15 protein-coding genes are annotated in these 20,850 nt (G+C 44.7%); 9 read left to right on the top strand and 6 right to left on the bottom strand.

The window, feature by feature from the left end; translation table 11 throughout:
* Positions 1 to 19 precede the first annotated feature (19 nt).
* The gene (sixA, locus tag ACHUFN_RS03900) at positions 20 to 535 is read left to right on the top strand and encodes a phosphohistidine phosphatase SixA (RefSeq protein ID WP_394220984.1); all 516 of its coding nucleotides are present in this window, start codon (positions 20 to 22) and stop codon (positions 533 to 535) included.
* A 123-nt stretch (positions 536 to 658) separates the two neighbouring features.
* Entirely contained in the window at positions 659 to 853 is a 195-nt protein-coding gene (locus tag ACHUFN_RS03895) for a hypothetical protein (RefSeq protein ID WP_394220983.1), read from the top strand.
* A 19-nt stretch (positions 854 to 872) separates the two neighbouring features.
* Here the strand turns inward: ACHUFN_RS03895 and ACHUFN_RS03890 are convergent, their stop codons facing one another.
* Complete coding sequence (locus tag ACHUFN_RS03890; protein WP_394220982.1) at positions 873 to 2,168, bottom strand: HlyC/CorC family transporter; 1,296 nt, start codon at positions 2,166 to 2,168, stop codon at positions 873 to 875.
* 163 nt (positions 2,169 to 2,331) lie between these two features.
* Entirely contained in the window at positions 2,332 to 3,123 is a 792-nt protein-coding gene (locus tag ACHUFN_RS03885) for a cytochrome C assembly family protein (RefSeq protein WP_394220981.1), read from the bottom strand.
* A gap of 309 nt (positions 3,124 to 3,432) precedes the next feature.
* Between ACHUFN_RS03885 and ffh the strand changes: the two genes are divergently transcribed.
* From ffh to ACHUFN_RS03855, 6 genes are all read left to right on the top strand, one after another.
* Complete coding sequence (gene ffh, locus ACHUFN_RS03880) at positions 3,433 to 4,863, top strand: signal recognition particle protein (RefSeq protein ID WP_394220980.1); 1,431 nt, start codon at positions 3,433 to 3,435, stop codon at positions 4,861 to 4,863.
* 425 nt (positions 4,864 to 5,288) lie between these two features.
* Entirely contained in the window at positions 5,289 to 9,011 is a 3,723-nt protein-coding gene (locus ACHUFN_RS03875) for an ATP-binding protein (RefSeq protein WP_394220979.1), read from the top strand.
* Positions 9,008 to 9,643, top strand: coding sequence for a condensin complex protein MksE (locus ACHUFN_RS03870; protein WP_014978725.1), 636 nt, complete (start codon positions 9,008 to 9,010; stop codon positions 9,641 to 9,643). The genes ACHUFN_RS03875 and ACHUFN_RS03870 overlap by 4 nt, the downstream gene beginning before the upstream one ends.
* The gene (locus ACHUFN_RS03865) at positions 9,640 to 10,857 is read left to right on the top strand and encodes a phosphoenolpyruvate carboxylase (protein ID WP_394220978.1); all 1,218 of its coding nucleotides are present in this window, start codon (positions 9,640 to 9,642) and stop codon (positions 10,855 to 10,857) included. The genes ACHUFN_RS03870 and ACHUFN_RS03865 overlap by 4 nt, the downstream gene beginning before the upstream one ends.
* 461 nt (positions 10,858 to 11,318) lie before the next feature.
* Complete coding sequence (locus ACHUFN_RS03860) at positions 11,319 to 11,711, top strand: TerB family tellurite resistance protein (RefSeq protein WP_394220977.1); 393 nt, start codon at positions 11,319 to 11,321, stop codon at positions 11,709 to 11,711.
* 33 nt (positions 11,712 to 11,744) lie between these two features.
* Positions 11,745 to 12,980, top strand: coding sequence for an alpha/beta hydrolase (locus ACHUFN_RS03855; protein WP_394220976.1), 1,236 nt, complete (start codon positions 11,745 to 11,747; stop codon positions 12,978 to 12,980).
* Between the two features lie 139 nt (positions 12,981 to 13,119).
* On the opposite strand, the gene ACHUFN_RS03850 is transcribed toward ACHUFN_RS03855, so the two are convergent.
* The 4 genes from ACHUFN_RS03850 to ACHUFN_RS03835 all read right to left on the bottom strand — a co-directional run bounded on the left by ACHUFN_RS03850 (position 13,120) and on the right by ACHUFN_RS03835 (position 20,091).
* Entirely contained in the window at positions 13,120 to 16,236 is a 3,117-nt protein-coding gene (locus tag ACHUFN_RS03850) for an efflux RND transporter permease subunit (RefSeq protein ID WP_394220975.1), read from the bottom strand.
* On the bottom strand, positions 16,229 to 17,287 hold the full coding sequence (locus tag ACHUFN_RS03845; protein ID WP_394220974.1) for an efflux RND transporter periplasmic adaptor subunit: 1,059 nt from the start codon (positions 17,285 to 17,287) through the stop codon (positions 16,229 to 16,231). The genes ACHUFN_RS03850 and ACHUFN_RS03845 overlap by 8 nt, the downstream gene beginning before the upstream one ends.
* 101 nt (positions 17,288 to 17,388) lie before the next feature.
* Entirely contained in the window at positions 17,389 to 19,173 is a 1,785-nt protein-coding gene (locus ACHUFN_RS03840) for an ABC transporter transmembrane domain-containing protein (protein ID WP_394220973.1), read from the bottom strand.
* A 423-nt stretch (positions 19,174 to 19,596) separates the two neighbouring features.
* Entirely contained in the window at positions 19,597 to 20,091 is a 495-nt protein-coding gene (locus tag ACHUFN_RS03835) for a hypothetical protein (protein ID WP_394220972.1), read from the bottom strand.
* A 378-nt stretch (positions 20,092 to 20,469) separates the two neighbouring features.
* On the opposite strand from ACHUFN_RS03835, the gene ACHUFN_RS03830 reads away from it, so the two are divergent.
* The gene (locus ACHUFN_RS03830) at positions 20,470 to 20,835 is read left to right on the top strand and encodes a response regulator (protein WP_394220971.1); all 366 of its coding nucleotides are present in this window, start codon (positions 20,470 to 20,472) and stop codon (positions 20,833 to 20,835) included.
* Positions 20,836 to 20,850 lie beyond the last annotated feature (15 nt).

The raw sequence follows: 20,850 nt of genomic DNA, 5'->3' as shown, positions 1-20,850 counted from the left end.
TAATACTATGCGCAATGTTATGTCAGGTCAAAGTAGCAACGACGACATTTATCTTTTCATTATGCGTCACGGTGAAGCAGAAGCGCCTAGACTCGATGATAAAAGCAGACAACTTACTCCTTTGGGGAGAGAGCAAGCCAAAACCGCAGCACTATGGTTAAAAAAGCAATATTGCAGTAAAGGTGTGGTCGACTTAGCGCTTGTTAGCCCTTACCGCAGGGCCAAACAAACACACGATATGGTCTCGCTAGATATCTTAGCGGACAAAGTTGAAAGTAATGAAGATATCGTCCCTGAAGGCTCACCTAGATTGGTAAGCGATTATATTGATGGTCTGCTGCACGCAGCGATTAATTCTAAAAAGCCCATCAAAAAGCTCCTTGTGGTAAGCCATATGCCATTGGTTAGCTATTTAGTAGATGAACTGTGCCAATCTTACACAACCAGTTTATTTTCCACCGCTTCAATTGCTGTCATAAAATATTCATTAAGTGAGCATAAAGGCACTTTGGTCACACATTATCAAGGCCTCTAATTTATTCCCTACTTCGCCTAGCATTTAATTCGAAATATTGAGGAATTATTTGTTAAGTATATTCCCATCTGGTCGATAGTATCTTTGAGAGTGTCAAAGTTTATTCTATTGAAGGGTTGGGAAATGGATAGCAAATCTATTCCTGAGCTCCTTAAGCGTTCATTGCAGTCGCATATGGCGGAGGCGGATTTACGTGAAGATGAGGAGACGCAGGATATTATTGCCAAGTTATCTGAACTATCAGATAAGGTCGCTGCTGCGAAAGCTAGAGCGCTGGCAATTCGAGCGCAGCGTCTAACTGACGAAGCAAAAGGGTAGTCGTTACGACCTAAGGTTTCTAGTGGTCGCTATTCGACTCTTTAGGGGGCACATAATATTCCGGCATTATTCTGACGGTTTTTATCATGCTTTCTGAAATGTCTACAATTTCTAAAGGGTAACCAGCTAATCGCACGCTGACTTTGTTTTCAGGTATATCTTCCAGATATTCAAGCAACAGACCATTCAGGGTTTTAGGGCCTTCAGTTGGTAAATTCCAGTCCATTTCTCTATTTAATTCTCGAACGTTAGCACTACCATCAACCAGCACGGATCCGTCTTGCTGAACGTGGGCTTCTTTGCTGTGGTCAGGCACCATACTCGTAGTAAAGTCACCAATGATTTCTTCCAGAATATCTTCAAGCGTAACAAGACCCATAATATCGCCGTACTCATCAACCACGAGCGCAATTCGCTCTTTTTCTGCTTGGAACTTATACATAAGTGTATGAAGCGGCGTAGATTCTGGCGTGTAGTAGATTTCACGTACTGCGCGAAGAAGGCTTGATTTTGTGAACTGATCTTTTGACAGAAGACGCAACGCATCGCGGACATGCACAAAGCCAACGGCATCATCGATACGGTCTCGGTATAACAAAACTCGCGTATGCTGGGCATGCGTTAATGCTTTTTGAATCTTTTTCCAATCTTCATTGATATCAATAGCAAAAATTTCGCTGCGAGGCACCATAATGTCTTCAGCAGTTACGCTTTCCAAATCCAAAATGCTAACAAGCATATCTTGGTGTCGTTTTGGAATCATTGCGCCCGCTTCAAACACTACGGTTCTTAATTCCTCTCGACTTAATGCATCATCACTGCCGTTTGCTGGGCTTATTCTTAGTAGCGCCAAAATTCCATTGGTAATGCCATTAATCGCAGCAACAAAGGGGTAAAGAAGCGTCAGTAATGGAAGTAGTATAAAAGAACTCGGGAATGCGACTTTCTCTGGGTAAAGTGCTGCCAGCGTTTTAGGGGTAACTTCAGCAAAAATAAGTAGCACTAACGTTAAGCCAAATGTAGCGGCAAAAAGCCCCCAATAGTCACCAAACAGCCGAATACAAAGAATGGTTGCAAGCGATGACGCTGCAATGTTTACAAGGTTGTTACCGATAAGAATAAGACCTATAAGGCGATCGGGTCTTTCTAGAAGCTTAGCAACGCGGATAGCTGAGCGGTTGCCTTCTCCCTGTAAATGCTTCAGTCGATAACGGTTTATCGACATCATGCCGGTTTCTGAACTAGAGAAATACGCAGATAGTAGTATGAGTACGCCGAGCGCGATAAACAGCGTACTCGTTGATATGTCGTCCAATTAATGGGTTCCTGTCTATAACTAGTCTTCAAATGTATTGATTTGAGGTCTGGGTTTCAAGGAAAAATTACTGATATCCATCTAATTGACTAGAAAACAACAAGTTATATTGGTGAGTGTTGAGGCATGTAACAACGTCACAAAACAGAGCACTTAACAAGGCTTACAATAGAAATTCTCGTACCAATTTACTGCCAAAATAGGCAAGTGAAAGCAGAGTAACGCCCAGCACCGTCATCACAATAACTTGACGGCCTCGCCATCCTCTTAACTTCTGGCCTATTAAAAGAATAAGGAAAACAACAAGAGCCGCTGCTGAAAGAACCGTTTTGTGCGCATAGGTTTTGTTGAACATGTCTTCTAAGAACACAAATCCGCTTATAAGAGAAACCGTTAAAAGAGAGGTTCCTGCCAGTAAAAGCTTGAAAAGAATATTTTCAACAAGCATTAACGGTGGGAGAGATGAATGAAGCAAGGCAGCACCTTTTTGTTTTAGCCTAAACGTAATGTACGACATTTGAAGGGCGTATAAAAAAGCGATAACTAATGTGCAATAAGCGAACAGAGACAAACTTATATGAATAACAAGGCCTGGCTGAAGTTCAATCTGCATGATGTAAGAAACAGGAATAAACTGAGAAGCTAAAACGGTAAGGCTCGCGAACCCAAAGACAACGGGAAGCAATATAAGATTTGGTATCGCACGGGCAAAAACTAGCATAGAGACAGTAATTATCCACGATACTAAAGACAGCACATTGGTTACGCTCATGTCCTGACCGGGAGCAACAATAATAACATTGATAAGAAAAGCGATATGCGCGATTGCCCCGACACTCGCTAATGACAGCCCAAGTTTTTTGTTGGGGCCGTCTTGATGTACAAATTTGCCAATAAGCACTGCGGCGGCAAGAGCGTAAAGTAAGGCAGCAGAGATGGCGAAAAGGGTGTTCATGGTGCGTCCTGTAATACGTGGGTGATGTGTTCACCAACTGAGTCGGTATTGATACTGCAACTTGCAAGTAAATTCAACCATCTCCTTGATTTTGTTTGTTTCACACCCACTTTTAGTGTGGGTATTTAGCGCCTGTTACTTTATAGACTGATAATCATTGTGCTATGTCAGTGCCTAAATCTAATCATGAAAAAACAGTAGGCCTTAGCGCAAAAGTTTCAAAATTTAACCGTAATTGTGGGTACGTTACGGTTCGCTTTTACGTTACAATGTGGGCATTACGTCTGAAATAAAAAGAAGTTTCATACTATGTTTGAGAATTTATCAGAACGCTTAGGCCAGACATTACGAAATGTCAGTGGCAAAGGGCGTCTTACTGAAGACAATATAAAAGAAACGCTACGCGAAGTGCGAATGGCTCTACTTGAAGCCGATGTAGCGCTGCCCGTAGTAAAAGCGTTTGTTGCGCAAGTTAAAGAGCGTGCTGTTGGCACTGAAGTAACTAAGAGCCTTAAACCTGGCCAAGTATTCATCAAGATTGTTCAGTCTGAACTAGAGTCGGTGATGGGGGAGGCGAACGAGAAACTCAACCTCGCTACTCAGCCTCCAGCTGTCGTGCTTATGGCGGGCTTACAAGGTGCGGGTAAAACTACCTCGGTAGGTAAACTTGCCAAGTACTTAACCGAGCGTGAGAAAAAGAAAGTCATGGTAGTGAGTGCCGACGTATATCGTCCAGCCGCTATCAAGCAGCTTGAAACTCTTGCTGGTGAAGTGAATGTTGCTTTTCATCCATCGACCATTTTACAGCAGCCCATTGATATCGTTAACGATGCAATAAGCGAAGCGAAGAAAAACTTCTTCGACGTGCTGCTTGTAGATACGGCGGGTCGTTTGCATGTCGACAACGACATGATGGACGAAATCAAAGAGCTACATGCTGCGGTCAAGCCTATCGAAACCCTGTTTGTGGTTGATGCCATGACAGGTCAGGACGCTGCAAATACTGCTAAGGCCTTTAACGACGCGCTTCCGCTAACCGGTGTGATTCTTACCAAAGCGGACGGTGACGCACGAGGCGGTGCTGCACTGTCGGTTCGTCACATTACAGGTAAACCCATCAAGTTTATTGGTATGGGCGAAAAGGTCGATGCGCTAGAGCCTTTCCACCCAGAGCGTATAGCTTCTCGTATCTTGGGTATGGGCGACGTACTTAGCCTTATTGAAGAGGTTGAGCGTAAGGTTGATAAGTCTAAGGCCGAGAAATTGGCCAAGAAGGTACAGAAAGGTAAAGGCTTCGACCTTCAAGATTTTAAAGATCAGCTTGAGCAAATGAAGAACATGGGCGGCATGATGGGTATGCTTGATAAGCTGCCTGGCATGGGCGGTATGTCTGACAAAATTAAAGATCAGGCAAACGACAAGCAGTTTAATCAAATGGAAGCCATCATTAATTCTATGACGCCAGCTGAGCGCGCACGTCCAGATATGATCAAAGGTTCGCGCAAGCGTCGTATTGCAGCAGGCTCAGGTACGCAAATTCAAGACGTGAACCGCTTACTTAAGCAGTTTACGCAAATGCAGAAAATGATGAAGAAAATGTCTGGCGGCGGCATGAAGAAGATGATGCGCCAGATGAAAGGCATGATGCCTCCGGGTGGTGGTTTTGGAGGCCCTGGCGGTCCAGGTGGATTTGGCGGACCAGGTGGCTTCGGCGGTGGCGGCGGTTTTCCACCTCGCTAACTGTTCAGTAACCTTAGCCTTTCGCGAGTAGCTAAACTAATAAAGATAAAAGCCCTTCAGCAGTGAAGGGCTTTTTTTGATTTGGTGCTGACAGTTTTTATAAATGACCTTTATAGCCAGAATAAATTTCAGGTTTAATTTTAATTCTTAGGAAACCCTTTAATCGCCGTTGAGAAAAAGTCCACGAGTAACAATAGGTAGCAAAATTATTCTGTTTTAATAGTGCGCTTTATAACCAACAAGACACTGCGCATCTGTCCAAATAAACCAATTCATAATACACTGGCGGGCTACATCGTGCGCGTACACTCGCTTTCGTGAAAGTGTGCGTTAATTGCTCAAATCGCACAATCTACATAAGCGGGCGAGTACAGTTTGGTGCTGTGTGAGTTTTCACTCAGCAGGGTTATTGATACAGGAACACTATGGCAGGCTTAAAACGTATTATTCTAATCGACACGCATTTACCGGGCGTTGTCGAGCTAAAGCTTGATGGGCACACCAACATCTGTGGTACCAATGCATCGGGTAAAACCACGCTACAACGACTTATTCCCGTGTTTTACGGTGAATATCCTAGTCGTGTAGTTCCCGCTACTCGGGATAGTTTTGAACGTTGGTATTTACCTCGTCTATCCAGTTTTATTATTTATGAATACACCCGTGCCGAGGGTGACTTGTGCCAAGCGGTTTTAAGCTCAAACGGAACCGGCGTAAACTACCGTCTAATTGGTAAGCCTTTTGAAATTAGCGACTACCTAATAGAGCAAAAGAATGGCAAACATGCCAGTGTAAGTAGTGCCGAGCTAGCACGTGCAATGAAGCGCAATAACGTACTGGTAACAAGTTTACTTAATACCAAAGATTTCCGCGCAATTATTCAAAACGACCATGGTGTACTTAACCAAAGCAATAATGCGCGTGAGCTTCTAGGTTATGCCAAAATTTTTAGCCTATGCGAACCGTCAAAACACATGCGCCACATCGAGAAACTGGCTAAAGCGGTTCACTCGAAAGAAGGCAAGATGGAAACCATCAAGGCTATGATTGCCGCCATACTAGAAGAGGATGGCGTTACTCCGCCTACTTCAGGCCTTAGCCGTCATCGCGTCGATGACTGGATTAAGGAATGTCACTTAATTAAACAGTTCGACAAGATTCGCCCCGAGTTTTCTAAGCTTGAGCAAGCGGACATGGCGCTAACAAGTACAGAGCAAGTGCTTGCTAACCTTAAGCATAGCTTTGAACTTGATAAAACTTATTTGGCCGCGCGCGTTGAGACCACCAAGAACGAACTGGATGAAAACAGTTTTCAGCGCAAGCAGACTGACAGCGAGTGGGGAGATACCCGCGACCACTTGAACCAAGTAATTTCATCTGCCCGAGCCGATGTAGAGAAGTTCACCAGCGAGCTTGATACGGTTGAGCGCGAGTTCGACAAGTGGCAAGACGAAAATATTGAGCAGCTTAAAGAAGACGTAGCAAATTTAGCACAGTGGCAAAATGAAAAAGCCATGGCTGACAGTCGCTATGTGCTGCTGACTGAAAAGCACCAAGACATTGAATCGGCTTACAATAAACGTTTAGCTGAGCTAGGTGAAAAACTGTCTATTACATTGGAAGAAATGTCAGCGGCTCGCCAAGAAGCAGCAGAAAATAAAGCCCAGCAACAGCAGAGCGAGCGTGAAGCATTAAGTCGTATTCAAGACGACTACAACAGTCAGCTGAGTGCGCTTCAGAACGACTACCAAAATAGTTTAAACGAGCTAAAAGTTGCTGAAGCTGAACTTAAAGCTTCACTCAGTAACGCAGGCTACAACGAGTTTGAGCAATCTCAGTTAGATATTCTGGATGCGGCCATTAAAGAAGCATCTATTAATGAAGATGCGGCACGTGGTGAACTACGACAGGCTCAACAGGCGCATGGTAAGTCGGTAGAGTTTCGTAAAGAGTGCTCACATGCTTTAGATAAAGCCCGTAACGCCTTTCAACAAGATGAAAAAGCGGTTAACAAAATAAACGCGCTACTTTACCCCGGTGAAGGCTCGCTACTTGAGTTTTTGCGCGCCAATGTTGATGACTGGGAATTGTCCTTAGGTAAAGTTATTCGCCCTGAACTATTGGAGCGTACTGATTTAGCGCCCGTTATGGTAAAGGATGCGCAAAGCGCCAGCGACGCTTTTATGGGCGTTAAGTTAGCGCTTACTGAACTTGAAACCCCAGACTATGCCTTTACCGAGCAAGCGCTTAAGCAGCAACTGCAAGAAGCTGAAATTCGTCAAGCCGCTGCCCTTGCCGTGCAAAACGAATGTGAACAGCGATTGGCGAAAGCGAACGAAGACGTGCGCAACGCCGAGCTAGTGGTTACGCAAAAAGACAATGCAGTCAAAAGTGCAGAAGCCAGCCGTAAACGCGCACAGCAAGATCGTGACACAGTACTTAGCGAATACCAGCAGGCCCTTTCTGCACGTAAGCAAAAAGCTAAGACTAAGCTTGAAGCCAACCAGCAGTCGCAAAAGCAAGCCAAAGCGCAGTTTGAACTTAGCCGCGACGAAATAAAAGATCAGCAGCGTGAAGCACAAACCGAGCACAAATTCCATTGGCAGCAACTTATTGCCGATAGTGAAGCACGAATTTCTAAAGCCGATAGCGATATACGTAAGGCCAAAGACAACGCTGCACAAGACCGTAAAGATATGCAGGATTGGCTGGAGAGCGAATTAAGCAATCGCGGTGTGGATGTTGATGAAATAGGTCAGCTTAAGAAGCAAATTAATAAGCTTAAAGAAGATATTACACGCACTGAAACCCACCGTCACAAAGTGGCCGATTACGAACGTTGGTACACAAACGTGTTCACCAAACAAAAAGTAGTGTGGCAAGAAGGCTTGTCGAAGTCTCGTAAGCTTTTGGGTGAATCTGAGCGTAATTTAGCCAGTAAACAGGCAACCTATAAAGCTAACCGCGAACAGCTTCAAGAGCAGCACGGGCAGCTTGAAACTACGCTCAAAACTGCCAGTGAGCACCTGGAGCAGGTTAAAACCTTAAGTAAATCTCTTGCCAAGCTTACCCTTCAAGCAGGTGACGAAACGGCTGAAATTAAGCACGATGACGTAAGTATTGGTCAGCGTATATCAGAAGTGCAAAGCCAGCTTCAAGAGCGCGAAAACTTACTAAGCGATATTCGCGCCTATGTAGAAAGGTTCGACCAGCTAATTGCCGCGCAAGCGGGAACGGGGCTATCTGATACGTGGGAGCGCGCTCGCGAAGAGTGCGCAACGCTGAACGCCCACGGCGTGAAAAGTTTTGATCACCGCCGTATGGTGTCGCATTTAGCACAGCTTCTAAACGTGATTGTTCCGCAGAAACTGCAGGGTTTACGTGAGCAAGGCCGTATTTTTGGTGCAGACCTATCGCAGTACTTCTTCGTACTTGCTGATATCGACAAACGCATTGTGTCGCAAAGCCGCCGAATTACCCAAGAAGTAGACGGCGACCTATCGCTTGATGGTGTATCAGACTCTGCGGTTAAAATTCGCTCACGTATAAGTGAACTTGAATTCTGGCCCGAGCTAGAGCAATTTAGAAAGCTATACGAGCACTGGATGGAAGAGGGAGCTAACGAGCTACCAGAAGAAGAATACGGGCAAAGTATGCGCCGGGTTCTTGATATTCTTGGCCGTGCTGCGCTTACGGGCGGCATTAGCAAGCTACTTGATATCGAACTTCACCTACGTGAAGGTAACAGTGACCTTGTTATTCGTACCGACCGCCAGCTTAATGAATCATCAAGCCACGGTATGGCCTATCTTATCTTGTGTAAATTCTTACTCGCTTTCACCCGCCTTCTTCGTGGTGATGCCGATGCCACCGTGCATTGGCCTATCGATGAACTAGGTACACTTCACCAAAATAACGTGAAGAAAATCTTTGAAGCGTGTCAAAACAATAACATCAGTGTAGTCGGCGCGTTCCCTAATCCAGAATCGGAAGTACTGACGCTGTTTGAAAACCGCTACTTGATAGACAAGGTAACCCGCCAACTGCAGGTGGTTCAGCCAAAAGCAAGCTCTATAGGGGCGCGCATTAAACTGAAAAAAGAAGCAGAAAAGAACGGTGAAGTAGCAGGTGAGGAGACATCAGCATGATGACAGAACAAGGCCGTGTACTTAGTGCACTTCTTCAAGGCGCGTTTATTTGTCAGGTGACCGATGAAGAGGCGTGGCGTTTTCTGAAATCAAGAGACAACGCTGCTCAGTTAGAACCTCATTTGGCGCTATTGAATCGTACATTATCGACCACTGCTGAAGGTGATGTGTTTTTTGCTAGCTTCCTTACCATTGGTGAGAATGAGCGAAAAGTGCTTACGCAACAGTTTCAAGATACGGCGTCGAACTTGGTGCCGCTGGTAGAGTGGTTGTTGCTGGTTCAGCAAGCCAATGAATCTGACATGCCAATTACCATGGGAAGCGCTATTCGTTTGAACGAGCTGCAAACTACCATTGAAGACACGCCAGCTTACGCAGAACAGCTAGAGAAAATATCGCGCTATCGCATGTTCGGCTCTACCAGTGTGAACTTAGATGGGCAGTTAAAACAGGTATTCAAACGCTTAACCGAAATGGGCTATTTGATAAAACCAAATCCAGATAAACAAATTTATTTGGGTACGGGGAAAATTGAGCACTTGTACGAGATGCTGCGCTTTATTGATGAAACCGAAGCGCTAAGTTTATCAGAGCAGGCGGAGGCCGCTATTTCGCAAGGTAGCTTGATATGAGCCAGGTGTTAATTCAGGCAGGCGTAAAGCTACTTAATGCGCTTGGTCGTCACAGCGACCTTATCATGCAGGCGTACATTAATGGCTCAGTGAAAGAGCGCGATCACAGCCCTAAAGTTTTAGAGCAGCTTGTTCAGCTAGGTGTATTGTGGCGCCCTGAAGCGCAAAGCGAACTGCGTTTAAAAAGCGCGGTAAGAACGCTTCTAGAAGGCAGTTTACAGGACGAGCGAAACCGCACTATTAACGCCAATATTGGCGCTTCGCTGGCGAGCCTTAAAACCTTAACTGAACATTACAAAGAAGCACTCCACTACAACAAATACAACGAAGCGGCGGCCCACATGGGCGATTTAACCGAACACGTCTATCAGCTTTCTGAATCGTTAAGTAATAGCGTACGTGTTATGTTTGGCCGTATTAATAATGAATTCGGCTATGTGTCGTCAGTTGAAGCAAAAATTCGTGAAAATGAGTTAGCCCAAGGTCAGGTGACAGACTTGTTGGCACAACTAGAGTGCTTTCGTTTCGATGAATTAAGTGAACTGGCAGGGTCCCACCGAGAATTGCGTCACCTGTTAGTAGTGTCGCTACAGCAACGCTTCTCTAAAGCCGCGCAAGAGTTATCTGTAGTACAAGCGCGCCTGTTGGATTTGCTTGGTCGCTTCAGAGAGTTTCAAGGTCGCACACGCTTACTCAAAGGCTTTTTGCTGCACATGGAACAGCAGCCTGATTTTTCGCCTGGCAACTACGCTAACCTAACTAATGTTCCTGTACTGTTTAATCAGTCAGACTCTATTATTGCCAACGCCGCCCCCGATGTTAATAACGTTGAGCATGAAGCGGACTATCAACACATTGTGGCGTCTTTGACTCACGTTCATAAACGTCAGTCTAAACACGAAGACACCAAGCCTGTTGATATTGATGTAACCGAACAATCAACCGTGTCGCTAGAGAAAGATCCATTGCAAAAAGCAGTAGAGGCGTATTTCTGTGAGGTTATCGATTCTGGTCAGCCAAAAGCAGCATTGGATTACTTTGAAGAGCATGCTTTAGAATTTGATCCTGAAGTGTGGATTTATCAGGTTATTGGTGGCTATCAAGCGTTAGACGATCAAGATAAGCAGTTTTTTGCATTAGAATCTCACGGTAATAACGATAAAGTCTATACAGGGAATTTCTACATTAACGACATTACCTTGGGATTGCGTTAAGCCAAATTCAAACGTAATTAATACGCTTTTGAAATTGGGTCTGGCCCACGCGTACAAAGGGTGGGCCAGACCTTTTCCAAATTAACCTTCTTGAGCAGACACACTCGCTTTCGAGTTGTAAATTTTCAAGCTTCTTCATATTTCCAGTAACTTTTGCGATGTGTGACACTTGGAACCTGTCAAAAAACACCTATAATACAGAGGTTGTTTACACTTATTTAACATTGTGAACTTAAAGTATCATCGCTGCGTAACATTACCGTCAATTCAACGGTCTATATTGTAAGTCTTGCGAGCCTGCTTAAGAAATTCAAGGCTGCAAAGAGCTGCAATAAATAGCGATGTGCTTTTTATGTTTGTGGGTTAATGTGCAGCCGTGTAGACGCAAAAAAATTATTGCTACTGCAGGAAGCGGAGCATGTTGTGGTACTGCTGCGTACAGTACGAAGAGGAAGAGTGTTATGCAATTATCAGAACAACAAAACTTTAATCAGGCGCTTATCAAGCTTTCAGTGTTGCTTTATCAAGTTGACGGAATGGTGACACTTACAGAACAAGACTACTTAAATGCCATGGTTGAATCTTTAGATTGGCAAAGTCCAATTTGTCCAGAAGCATTCCTTAACGACACTATTTATCAAGCCCGAAAGGCCATCGATACCGGCGATACCATTACCTTTCTACGCAGTTTAAAGAATGATTTGTCGTTCGATGCGGAAAAAACACTTGAAGTGGCTATGGCAATAACTGGCATAGACGGCGAACGCAGCGAAGAAGAGACAGAGTTGTTATCGTTATTAACGCACAAGTTACTCGCCAAGGCATTGGTGTCAGGTAAAGATACGCTGCAATAACGCACTTAATTGCATTGGACATTTAGATTAATAATGCCTCACCATCTATATAAAGCGGTGCATGCGTGTGCCGCTTCATTAGTTTTGTTCATGTCGAGTGGCTGTCATTCCTCACACAGTTCTCAATTTAGTGCCAGCGTGCAAAGTTTCCCAATCGGAATACAACCTTTTAATTCCTATTTAAATGAGGTAGAACAATACCTTATAAAGCACAGAACCTTTATCTCTGAAGATAAAGCGCAAGAAATTACCATGAATATGCCGTTTGAATGCGGTACAGAAAACAGCGGTACTGGCGTATTGTTAGTTCATGGGTTAGGCGACTCGCCCTATTTCTTTCGTGACGTTGCAAACGCAATGTGCACAGAGGGTATTCATGTGAGAACCATTCTATTGCCAGGGCACGGCTCTAAACCCGGAGATATGCTAAATGTAAGCTATCAGCAATGGCAGGCAGAGACCAATCATCACATTCGTTTGTTCTCCCAAGAAGTGGAAAATATGTACATTGGTGGTTTCTCAACGGGCTCAAATCTAACAACAATCGCTAGTTTTTCAATGGCCGAAAAACTGGATATTAAAGGGCTTGTTCATTTTTCTCCTGCATTTAAATCGCGCTTTTTTGTTTCTCGCTTGGCTCCTTATATCGATTCACTTTTTCCTTGGCCAAATGTTGAAGAAGAAGATAACCCCTCACGCTACAATTCAACTGCTATGCCTGGGTTCGCGGCTTATCAAGAAAGCGTAAATGTGCTGCAAGATTTGTTTTCCCAGTCGAGTGAACAAAAAAGTAAGCTGAACTTACCTGTTTTTATGGTGGTAGCTGAAAAAGACAGTGTGGTTGATACATCAACTGTAGCTGAGCAATTTAGAGATAATTTTATTCATCCCAAAAAGTGCTTAATTTGGCAGGGCGAAGAAGTGCCAGATGTGCCTACAAATACACTTGTAATGCAAACTATGGATGTACCTGAGCAGCGCATCAGCGCAGCGTCTCACATGAGTTCATTGTTTTCTTCTCAAAACGAACTGTACGGCATTAAAAGTCAATTTCGTATATGCGACAACGGGCAGGGTAGCGACGCTGAGGCGCGCTGCAAAGCGGGCGATGAAGTGTGGTACGGCCCATGGGGCTACAACGCGTTGGATGGGGAAAAAGAAAGGGTTTATGCAAGGCTTACTTACAACCCTTATTTTGAGGAAATGATAGACCAGTTACTTGTTTTTACCGGAACGAAAAAAAATAAAACGTTTTGTAAAAACAAATAACGACAATGTTAGACCCTAAACCGCAAAGTTTAAACCGCAAAACCTAAACCACAAAGCTTGTAAGAATTACGGTATTCAAGTACACGCTATATGGCGGTTTAGGCTTCAAGCTTCAGAAAACTGAATCTAGCTGCGGTCATCATGAATGCTGCGCTTGTGCATCTTCCATTTCTTTTTCTAGTTTTGCACTTTCATCTGCACGTGGCTTAGTGAAGCGTGCTAACGCAAGATAAAGTACTGGCGTAAGGTAAAGGGTAAAGACCACCGCAATACCCAAGCCGCCGAACACAACCCAACCGATAGCGTTTCGTGCTTCTGCGCCAGCACCAGTAGACAATATAAGTGGCAAGCCACCTAATATCGTGGAAACTAGTGTCATCATAATTGGGCGCAAGCGAACTTTACCCGCTTCGACAATGGCTTCGTAAATATCGTAACCTTTGTCGCGAAGCTGGTCGGCAAATTCAATAAGCAAAATCGCGTTTTTCGCTAGTAGACCTATAAGCATGACCAAGCCAATTTGCGAGTAGATGTTGATGCTTGTTCCCGTTAAAAACAGGGCATAAACAGCAGCTGCAATGCCAAATGGAACCGTGAGCATCACAACAACGGCACTATTGATGCTTTCAAACTGAGCCGCTAAAACAAGCAGAACGATGATGAAAGCCAGCACATAAGTAAGTGCTACCTGTTTAGAGGTTTCCTCGTATGCTTGAGCTTCACCTAAGAACACCAATCCAATACCATTGGGAAGTGATTCCGCTGCCAGCGCGCGAATGTTATCAACTACGTCACTTAATGCGACATCTTCGGGTAGCTCCATTTCAAGCTTTATTGCCCTGCGCTGAGCTTGACGCTCTAGCTCGGCTGCAACGCCTTCTTCGCTAATAAACGCCACGCTCGAAAGTGGTACTAAATTTCCGTCATTACTTTTAACGTATAGGCTGGTGAGCTCTGATGGGTCTAACGTACTGCGATTATCGGTTTGTAGCATGATAGGAATAGACTGATCGCCCACATTTAAATCTGCAATGTCGTCTCCGTTAACCGCGGCACGTAGGGTGCTAGCAATGTCGGTCAGCGGCACGCCAAGCTCTTCAGCGCGTCGCCTGTCGATGTTTACACGCATTTGAGGTTGAGTAGGATCGTAGCTGATTCTTGGTCTGCCTAACTCTGGCAGAGCGTCTTCTATTTCACGAGAGAATGCTTGAGATGCTTCGAAAATGTTCTCGTAAGTGTCGCCTGTAATCGCTATTTCAAGGCCACCGCTTTGACCTCTTAGGTTCAGGCTGTTGCCGCCAAATGCACTGCCTGGTGCACCAGGAATTTGCTGTAATTTTGGACGTATTTCATTCGCTACATCCTGCAGAGACTGGTCTCTATCATCCCAGTGTTTTAGTGGCGCGGTGATAAAAACAATATTAGGGTCCCAAGAGCCAACCACGGTATAAATAGAGTCAATGGTGCCGTTATCTACATAGGGCAGTAATAGTTCTTCCATTTTCTCAGCTTGCCTGTCCATAAAGTTTAGGCCTGCGCCATCTGGGCCGCGAGCGAAAATCCGTATGGTGCCTCTATCTTCACTTGGCAGTAATTCATTATCTATATTTTGCGCCAAAATATAGGCACCACCGCCTGCTGCAAGGCTTAGTATTCCTACTACCCATCCGTATTTGAGCGCCTTTAAAAGCGACGCCTGATAAAGCCGTAAACACGCATTTCCAAAACGCCCAAAGGTTTGACTGAACAGGCCTCCTTGTTTGTTTTCTTTCACTTTTAAGCGTGCCGTAAGCGCTGGCACTAAAGACAGCGCAACAAAAGAAGAGATCACTACAGCGCCAGCAAGCACGCCACCAAACTCTCTAAATAAGCGGCCTGCTGTAGATGGGAGGAATGCGATGGGAATGAAAACAGAGGCTAAAACCGCCGTTGTTGCTACAACCGCAAAGAAAACCTCTCTGGTACCAACAACGGCAGCGGCGCGAGCGCCTAAGCCCATGCTGCGGCGACGCTGAATGTTTTCTGACACTACTATCGCGTCATCAACAATCATTCCGGTAGCTAGCACCAGCGCGAGCAGGGTAAGGATGTTAATTGAGAAACCCATTCCCCAGATAATTGCTAAAGCGCCAGCGAGAGAGACGGGAATTGAAAGCGCAGGCACAATGGTTGCGCGCCAAGAGCCAATAAAGACTAATAAAGTAACGATAACAAGTGCAACCGTAAGGCTAAGCGATACCACTACTTCTTTAACTGAGTCACGAATGAATTCAGCGTCATCTGAAGTCACCACAATGTTCATATCGGTAAAGCGTTTATCGAGGTCTTTGACCATCGCAAGCACCTCGTCCGAGATTTCGATAGTGTTGGAACTTGCTTGTCGAATTATCCCTAAGCCGATAACAGGTGTTCCATCTAAGCGAACCATGCTAGTTGTGTCAGCAGGACCGAAATAAACACTTGCTACATCGTTGATGCGTATATCGCCGCTAACAACTATGTTACCTACATCCTCGGCTGAAACGGATGTTGCATCAGCACGCACAATAAGTGCCTGTTCGGCTGATTGAATACTGCCGGCAGGCACATCAAATGGGGCAAGCGAAAGGGCGCTTGCGATGTCACTCATCGACAGACCAAAACTGGTCAGGCGAAGCGAGTCTACAGACACTCTAAGAACACGCTCTCTTTCACCATTAAGTGCTACGTCGGCAACGCCTGGAATACTTAAAAATAGCGGTGCAATGTCGGTGTCAACGCGCTCTGTCAGTGTTTCCATATCCAAAGTTTCGCTTGAAACAGCAAGGCTTACAACGGCTTGTGCATCGCTGTCTGCACGAATTATTGAAACCTGTTCAACATCTTCAGGAAGTTGCCTTTGAATTCGACTCACCGATTCTCGTACTTCGTTTGCGGCATCTTCTAAGTTAATGCCAGGACGAAATTCTACACGCACGCGAGCGGAGTTCTCTTCGCTTTGTGCGTAAATATCTTTAACACCGCTAACACGGGCAACAGCACCTTCTAAACGCCCGGTTACTTCAGCATCCACAGTTTCAGGTGAAGCGCCAGGAAATTCAGCAGTTACCGTAATGCGAGGCGTATCGACATCGGGGAGTTCGCGAACCTCTAGTCCGCTTAAGGCCGCAAGGCCTGCAATTGCGATAAGTAAGTTTAATACAACGATAAGGACAGGACGTCGTATTGATAAAGAAGGTAGGTCACTTACCGAAGATGATAGGTTTGGATCACTCACCTTGAGGCCCTCCGGCCAATTCGGTGGTTATTTCTTGGCCGCTGCGTAAGCGCTGAACACCCTCTGAAATCAAGGTGTCGCCTTCTTCGATATCACCAGAAACCAAGATAGTACCCCTTAAGCGTTGGTGTACGCTTACATCAACACGGTTAGCTTTTCCATCGACCGCAAGCCATATGTAAGCACCCGTTGCGCCCCACAATAATGCTGCTTCTGGTACGGCCGCGTAACGGTCTCCTTCAAGGCTTAAATTAACGCGAAAGCTCATGCCAGGACGAAATTGGTCAGATGAATTATCAAGAAGCGCTCTGGCGCGAAGGGTTCTGTCGGCTTCATTTATACGGGAATCGACTTGTGCTATTTCAGCTTTTACTTGCTTTTCTCTGTCGCTCCATGGTTCAAGCGTGACGTTCGGTGCATTTAATAAAACGGGTAACGCTGCTTCTGGCGCTTTGAAGTTAATAAATAACTTGCTTCTATTATCCAGTGTCGTAATGACTGTTTGTTCGTTAATGCGGTCACCGACTTCCACGTCAGTAATGCCGACCACACCATCAAAAGGGGCAATGATATGCCTGTCTTCTAAATCAGCCTGTGCTTCTTCTAAGGCGACTTCAGCCAGATCACGCTGTGTACGTGCTAAGTCAAGTTCACTCACAGGTACTGCGCCCTGTTTATAGCTTGATGCCAGTCGTTCTACGGTGCGCTGTGCATCGTCGAGCGTTAGTTTGGCGCGCTTTAGTGCTGTTTGTTGGCGTCTATTATCAAGACGAATTAGCACTTTGCCTTTTTCTACCGATTGCCCGGGGACAAAATTAATTTCGGTGACTTCGTCAGAGACCGCTGGATATAGAACGATAGAGCGAACCGCTTCTGCGCTTCCGACAGCTTCTACATTGCGTGTTTCGTTCATAAACGCTATCGGTTTTGTTACAACAAGCTTTGCCTGTCGGTCACCCATAAACTGCGCGTTAGCAGTTGGTATTACCACCAAAAAAACAGCACAAAGACGTGTCCATGTCTTTAATGCACCATAGACTAATTTTTTCATTTTAAACCCGTAGTATTTTTATACTTCTTGTCTTACCAACGCGCCTGTAATTAAAACGATTGGCTAACCTCTACTTTGTACCGTATAGCACCATAGGCGGTTCAGCTAAGCAATTGCAGTTCGGCGTATTCCCTGTACAAGGTATCGCTTTTCATTAACGATGCATGATCGCCGCTTCCTACTACTTGCCCTTTGTCCATAACTAAAATACGGTCGGCATGCTGAACGGTGGCAAGTCGGTGTGCAATAACAATACTGGTTTTGCCTACCATCAATCTGTCGATAGCTTGTTGAACCATTCGTTCACTCATGGCATCGAGCGCGCTGGTGGCTTCATCAAGAAGCAAAATAGGGCGGTCGGCCAAAATAGCACGTGCAATAGCAATGCGTTGTTTTTGACCGCCTGAAAGTTTCACACCTCTTTCTCCTAGTTGGGTGTAATAGCGCTCATCGAGGTGATCGATAAACTCATGAGCGAACGCTTGCTTTGCTGCGTTTACAACTTGCTCATCGCTGGCACTTGGGTTGCCGTAGCGAATGTTCTCTAATACTGAATCTGCAAATACAACGGGCTCTTGAGTTACTACGGCAATATGTTGGCGTAAGCTTTCAATTGGCATTTTGTGTATAGGCTTGCCGTTAAACAAAATCTGCCCTTCGCTGGGGTCATAAAAGCGCATTAATAATTGAAATAGCGTGGTTTTACCCGCGCCGCTCGCCCCAACAAGGGCAAGGCGCTCGCCAGCGTGAATATCAATATTTAAACGGTTAAACAAGGGCTTGCTGTTTGGATAGGCAAAACTTACGTTCTCTATCTGAACTCTAGGCGCTTGCTTTGAAACAGTGTTTGGTGCGTGAACTGAGGTTGAGGGGAGGTTTTCTTTTGAGCTTATATTTTGAATGGAAGGCTCAGTGGTGAAAAGTTCATATAAACGCTCACTTGCGCCCACGCCCCGTTGAACTTCTCCGATCACTTCGCTGATAGTTGCGACACTGCCTCCTGCCATTACTGCATAAAATAAGAATGCCGAAAGTTCGCCCACTGTCATTGTGCCATCAAGCACTTGTCTTGCGCCCACCCAAGCGATGAAAATAATGGCTGTCATACTAATGCACATTATGCAGCCAATAAGCAGCGAGCGATAATGAATACGCTTTTTAGCGACATCCATGGCTTGCTCAACTTTTTTTGAGAAGTGCAGTCGTTCGGCATTTTCAGCAGTGTAGGCCTGTACAGTCATAATTTCGTGCAAGCTTTCATCTATGCGCGCACCAAGGTCAGCTATTTTATCTTGGCTTTCTTTAGCATAGCGACGAACCTGAGGAGCCAATATCTTTATTGGAACTAAAACTGCCGGCACAGCAACAATTACGCAAAATGTTAACAATGGGCTAGAAAAAGTCATAAGCGCTAAAGCACCGACAAACGTTACAATTGAGCGCAGTGTCATCGACAAGCTCATTCCAACTACCGTTTGAATAATTGTCGTGTCGCTTGTGAATCGCGAAATAACTTCACCCGTTCTAAGTTCAGCAAAAAATGACGGGGGGAGAGACAGTAAATGTGCATACACCTGATTTCTAATATCGGCGCTAACACGCTCACCCAACCATGTCATAAGATAAAAACGCGCATACGTGGCTAAACACGCAACGATAGTAATGGCCAAAACAAGCACCGTTGCCTTGTCTAGTGTACCTGCTGCGTTTTCAATAAAGCCGCTGTCTATGGCGTATTTAATACCTTGGCCTAAAAGCAGCCATGCAATTGCGGCTGTGAAAAGTGCGATGACAGCGCCGACAACACGAGGTTTATAAAGAAATAAATGTGAGCCTATCCATTGTAAGACTTGTTTGGTTGAAACAGTAGCTAGCGGTGTCGTCAAAATTACCTCGTTTTGCGCATTACATTTTGTAGCATCTTATTCGCTACATGTATTTGTATTGTTGATGAGATTATACGGCAAAGCATGCTCATTGGACGTCGCTAATGCGATTACAGCAGTACAATTTACGTTGGGATGTAGATAAGCTTGCTCATCTACATGGCAAGATTGCCAGTACAAAGGAGAGTGCAATAGAAAGTACAATAGGAAGCCCAATAGTGGCCTAAAACGGGCAAAAGCTCTGGTATGTAGAATCTGGTACGTAGTATTTAGAGCGCTAGTTTCTTTGGCTTGAATCTTACTCATACAAAAAAGGAAAGCTTCAACGCATGCTTAAAGCGCATAAAGATGACTTAAGCGAAGCCATATTTAGCTTAATTACCTAAGTCATTTAAAGATGTCATTATAAGAGCACGTTAGTTTTTAAATAGTGCCTTCTTGACACTGCTTAAAGCGTAGATTTCCCACAAACTTAGGATATTCAACGCGAGTGCTTACAATTTCCGATACTGGTATTCCTGTGTCTGTCTCTCTCAGCCACACTTTCATGTCGTGATTTTCTCTAGCTTGAGATAAAGAATAGCGTTTACCACCCTCAAGGTTAACATCTAAGCGGACAATAGCTTCCCTCACTTTTCCCATTTGAAGGTTAGCATTCACAACCTTCGCACGAACAAACAGTATGTGCTCTCCTTCATCCACATCTCTTAAAATCAATCGCCCGTCTGGTCGATTATTAAAACACATCAGGGTTACGTACTCGCGTTTGTTATTAAAATCCACACCGCGATAAGAGTAGAAGTCTATCCGGGCTTCATCTGGCTGGATCTCGGTTTGTTGTTCAACAACGTCAACCACTGACGTGCATGCGAAAAGTGGTATGAGGGCTGTGGCTATTATGAGTGCTGATAGTTTCATTTAAATATTCCATTTCTAATACACTTAACCTTGCATGCGGGGTGTGCTTAACGTTAGTAAACTTACACAAGCTTCAACCACCTACAGTATCAGTGTTTAATTTCCGTAATTGATAATAAGCATAGCGTCACTTCCTACAGTTCACCAATTATTCAAGTAAAAAAGCAGGCAATTAAAGTGACAATCGGCTTTCTCTCGCGCCTCTTTATTTAAAAGCAGTGCTGTACGTGCTTACCATGCACAAAATGGTACAGGTGAGAATTGCTAATATAGTAATTGCTTAATGTAAGTGCCTAAAAATATGCGTAAATCCTGGCCTTTATTTTTTGAAATTCATGCACTATGTTTGTATAAAAAATGCACACTCAAGGGGCTGAAATGGAAAAGCACGTATTTTACTTAGAAGATAACGATATAAACTTTCAAGTGGCAGAGGGCATGTTGGAGTTGCTTGGTGTCACAAAGGTTACGCGCTTCAACACCATCGCCGAATTAAATACTTTTACTCAGTCTCAACCAGGCACCACTGCAGATCTGCTTATGCTAGATATCATGTTACCTGATGGTAATTCGCTGACCATTCTGCCAAAGATGCAGAAGCTCTTTTCTTGTCCCATTGTTGCCTTCACTGCCAAATCTCGCCCTGCCGAAATTGACGTGCTTATGGATGCTGGTTTTGTCGATGTTTTTGTAAAGCCAATAGATTTTTCGTGTTTTGAAAAGAAACTACGCCAATTAATTTAGTCAAGGAAGGAAAAA

Source organism: Alteromonas gracilis (assembly GCF_043642145.1).
Classification (GTDB): Bacteria; Pseudomonadota; Gammaproteobacteria; order Enterobacterales; family Alteromonadaceae; genus Alteromonas; species Alteromonas gracilis_B.
Note: the sequence above shows the minus strand (reverse complement) of the source record. Positions and strands in the feature narration are given on the sequence as shown.

What these genes read in the sequence shown, in the direction of transcription:
- ACHUFN_RS03895 (WP_394220983.1), top strand. Translation starts at nt 659, where the DNA reads ATGGATAGCAAATCTATTCCTGAGCTCCTTAAGCGTTCATTGCAGTCG.
- ACHUFN_RS03830 (WP_394220971.1), top strand. Translation starts at nt 20,470, where the DNA reads ATGGAAAAGCACGTATTTTACTTAGAAGATAACGATATAAACTTTCAA.
- ACHUFN_RS03875 (WP_394220979.1), top strand. Translation starts at nt 5,289, where the DNA reads ATGGCAGGCTTAAAACGTATTATTCTAATCGACACGCATTTACCGGGC.
- ACHUFN_RS03845 (WP_394220974.1), bottom strand. Translation starts at nt 17,287, where the DNA reads ATGAAAAAATTAGTCTATGGTGCATTAAAGACATGGACACGTCTTTGT.
- ACHUFN_RS03835 (WP_394220972.1), bottom strand. Translation starts at nt 20,091, where the DNA reads ATGAAACTATCAGCACTCATAATAGCCACAGCCCTCATACCACTTTTC.
- ACHUFN_RS03860 (WP_394220977.1), top strand. Translation starts at nt 11,319, where the DNA reads ATGCAATTATCAGAACAACAAAACTTTAATCAGGCGCTTATCAAGCTT.
- ACHUFN_RS03865 (WP_394220978.1), top strand. Translation starts at nt 9,640, where the DNA reads ATGAGCCAGGTGTTAATTCAGGCAGGCGTAAAGCTACTTAATGCGCTT.
- ACHUFN_RS03870 (WP_014978725.1), top strand. Translation starts at nt 9,008, where the DNA reads ATGATGACAGAACAAGGCCGTGTACTTAGTGCACTTCTTCAAGGCGCG.
- ACHUFN_RS03855 (WP_394220976.1), top strand. Translation starts at nt 11,745, where the DNA reads ATGCCTCACCATCTATATAAAGCGGTGCATGCGTGTGCCGCTTCATTA.
- ACHUFN_RS03885 (WP_394220981.1), bottom strand. Translation starts at nt 3,123, where the DNA reads ATGAACACCCTTTTCGCCATCTCTGCTGCCTTACTTTACGCTCTTGCC.
- sixA (WP_394220984.1), top strand. Translation starts at nt 20, where the DNA reads ATGTCAGGTCAAAGTAGCAACGACGACATTTATCTTTTCATTATGCGT.
- ffh (WP_394220980.1), top strand. Translation starts at nt 3,433, where the DNA reads ATGTTTGAGAATTTATCAGAACGCTTAGGCCAGACATTACGAAATGTC.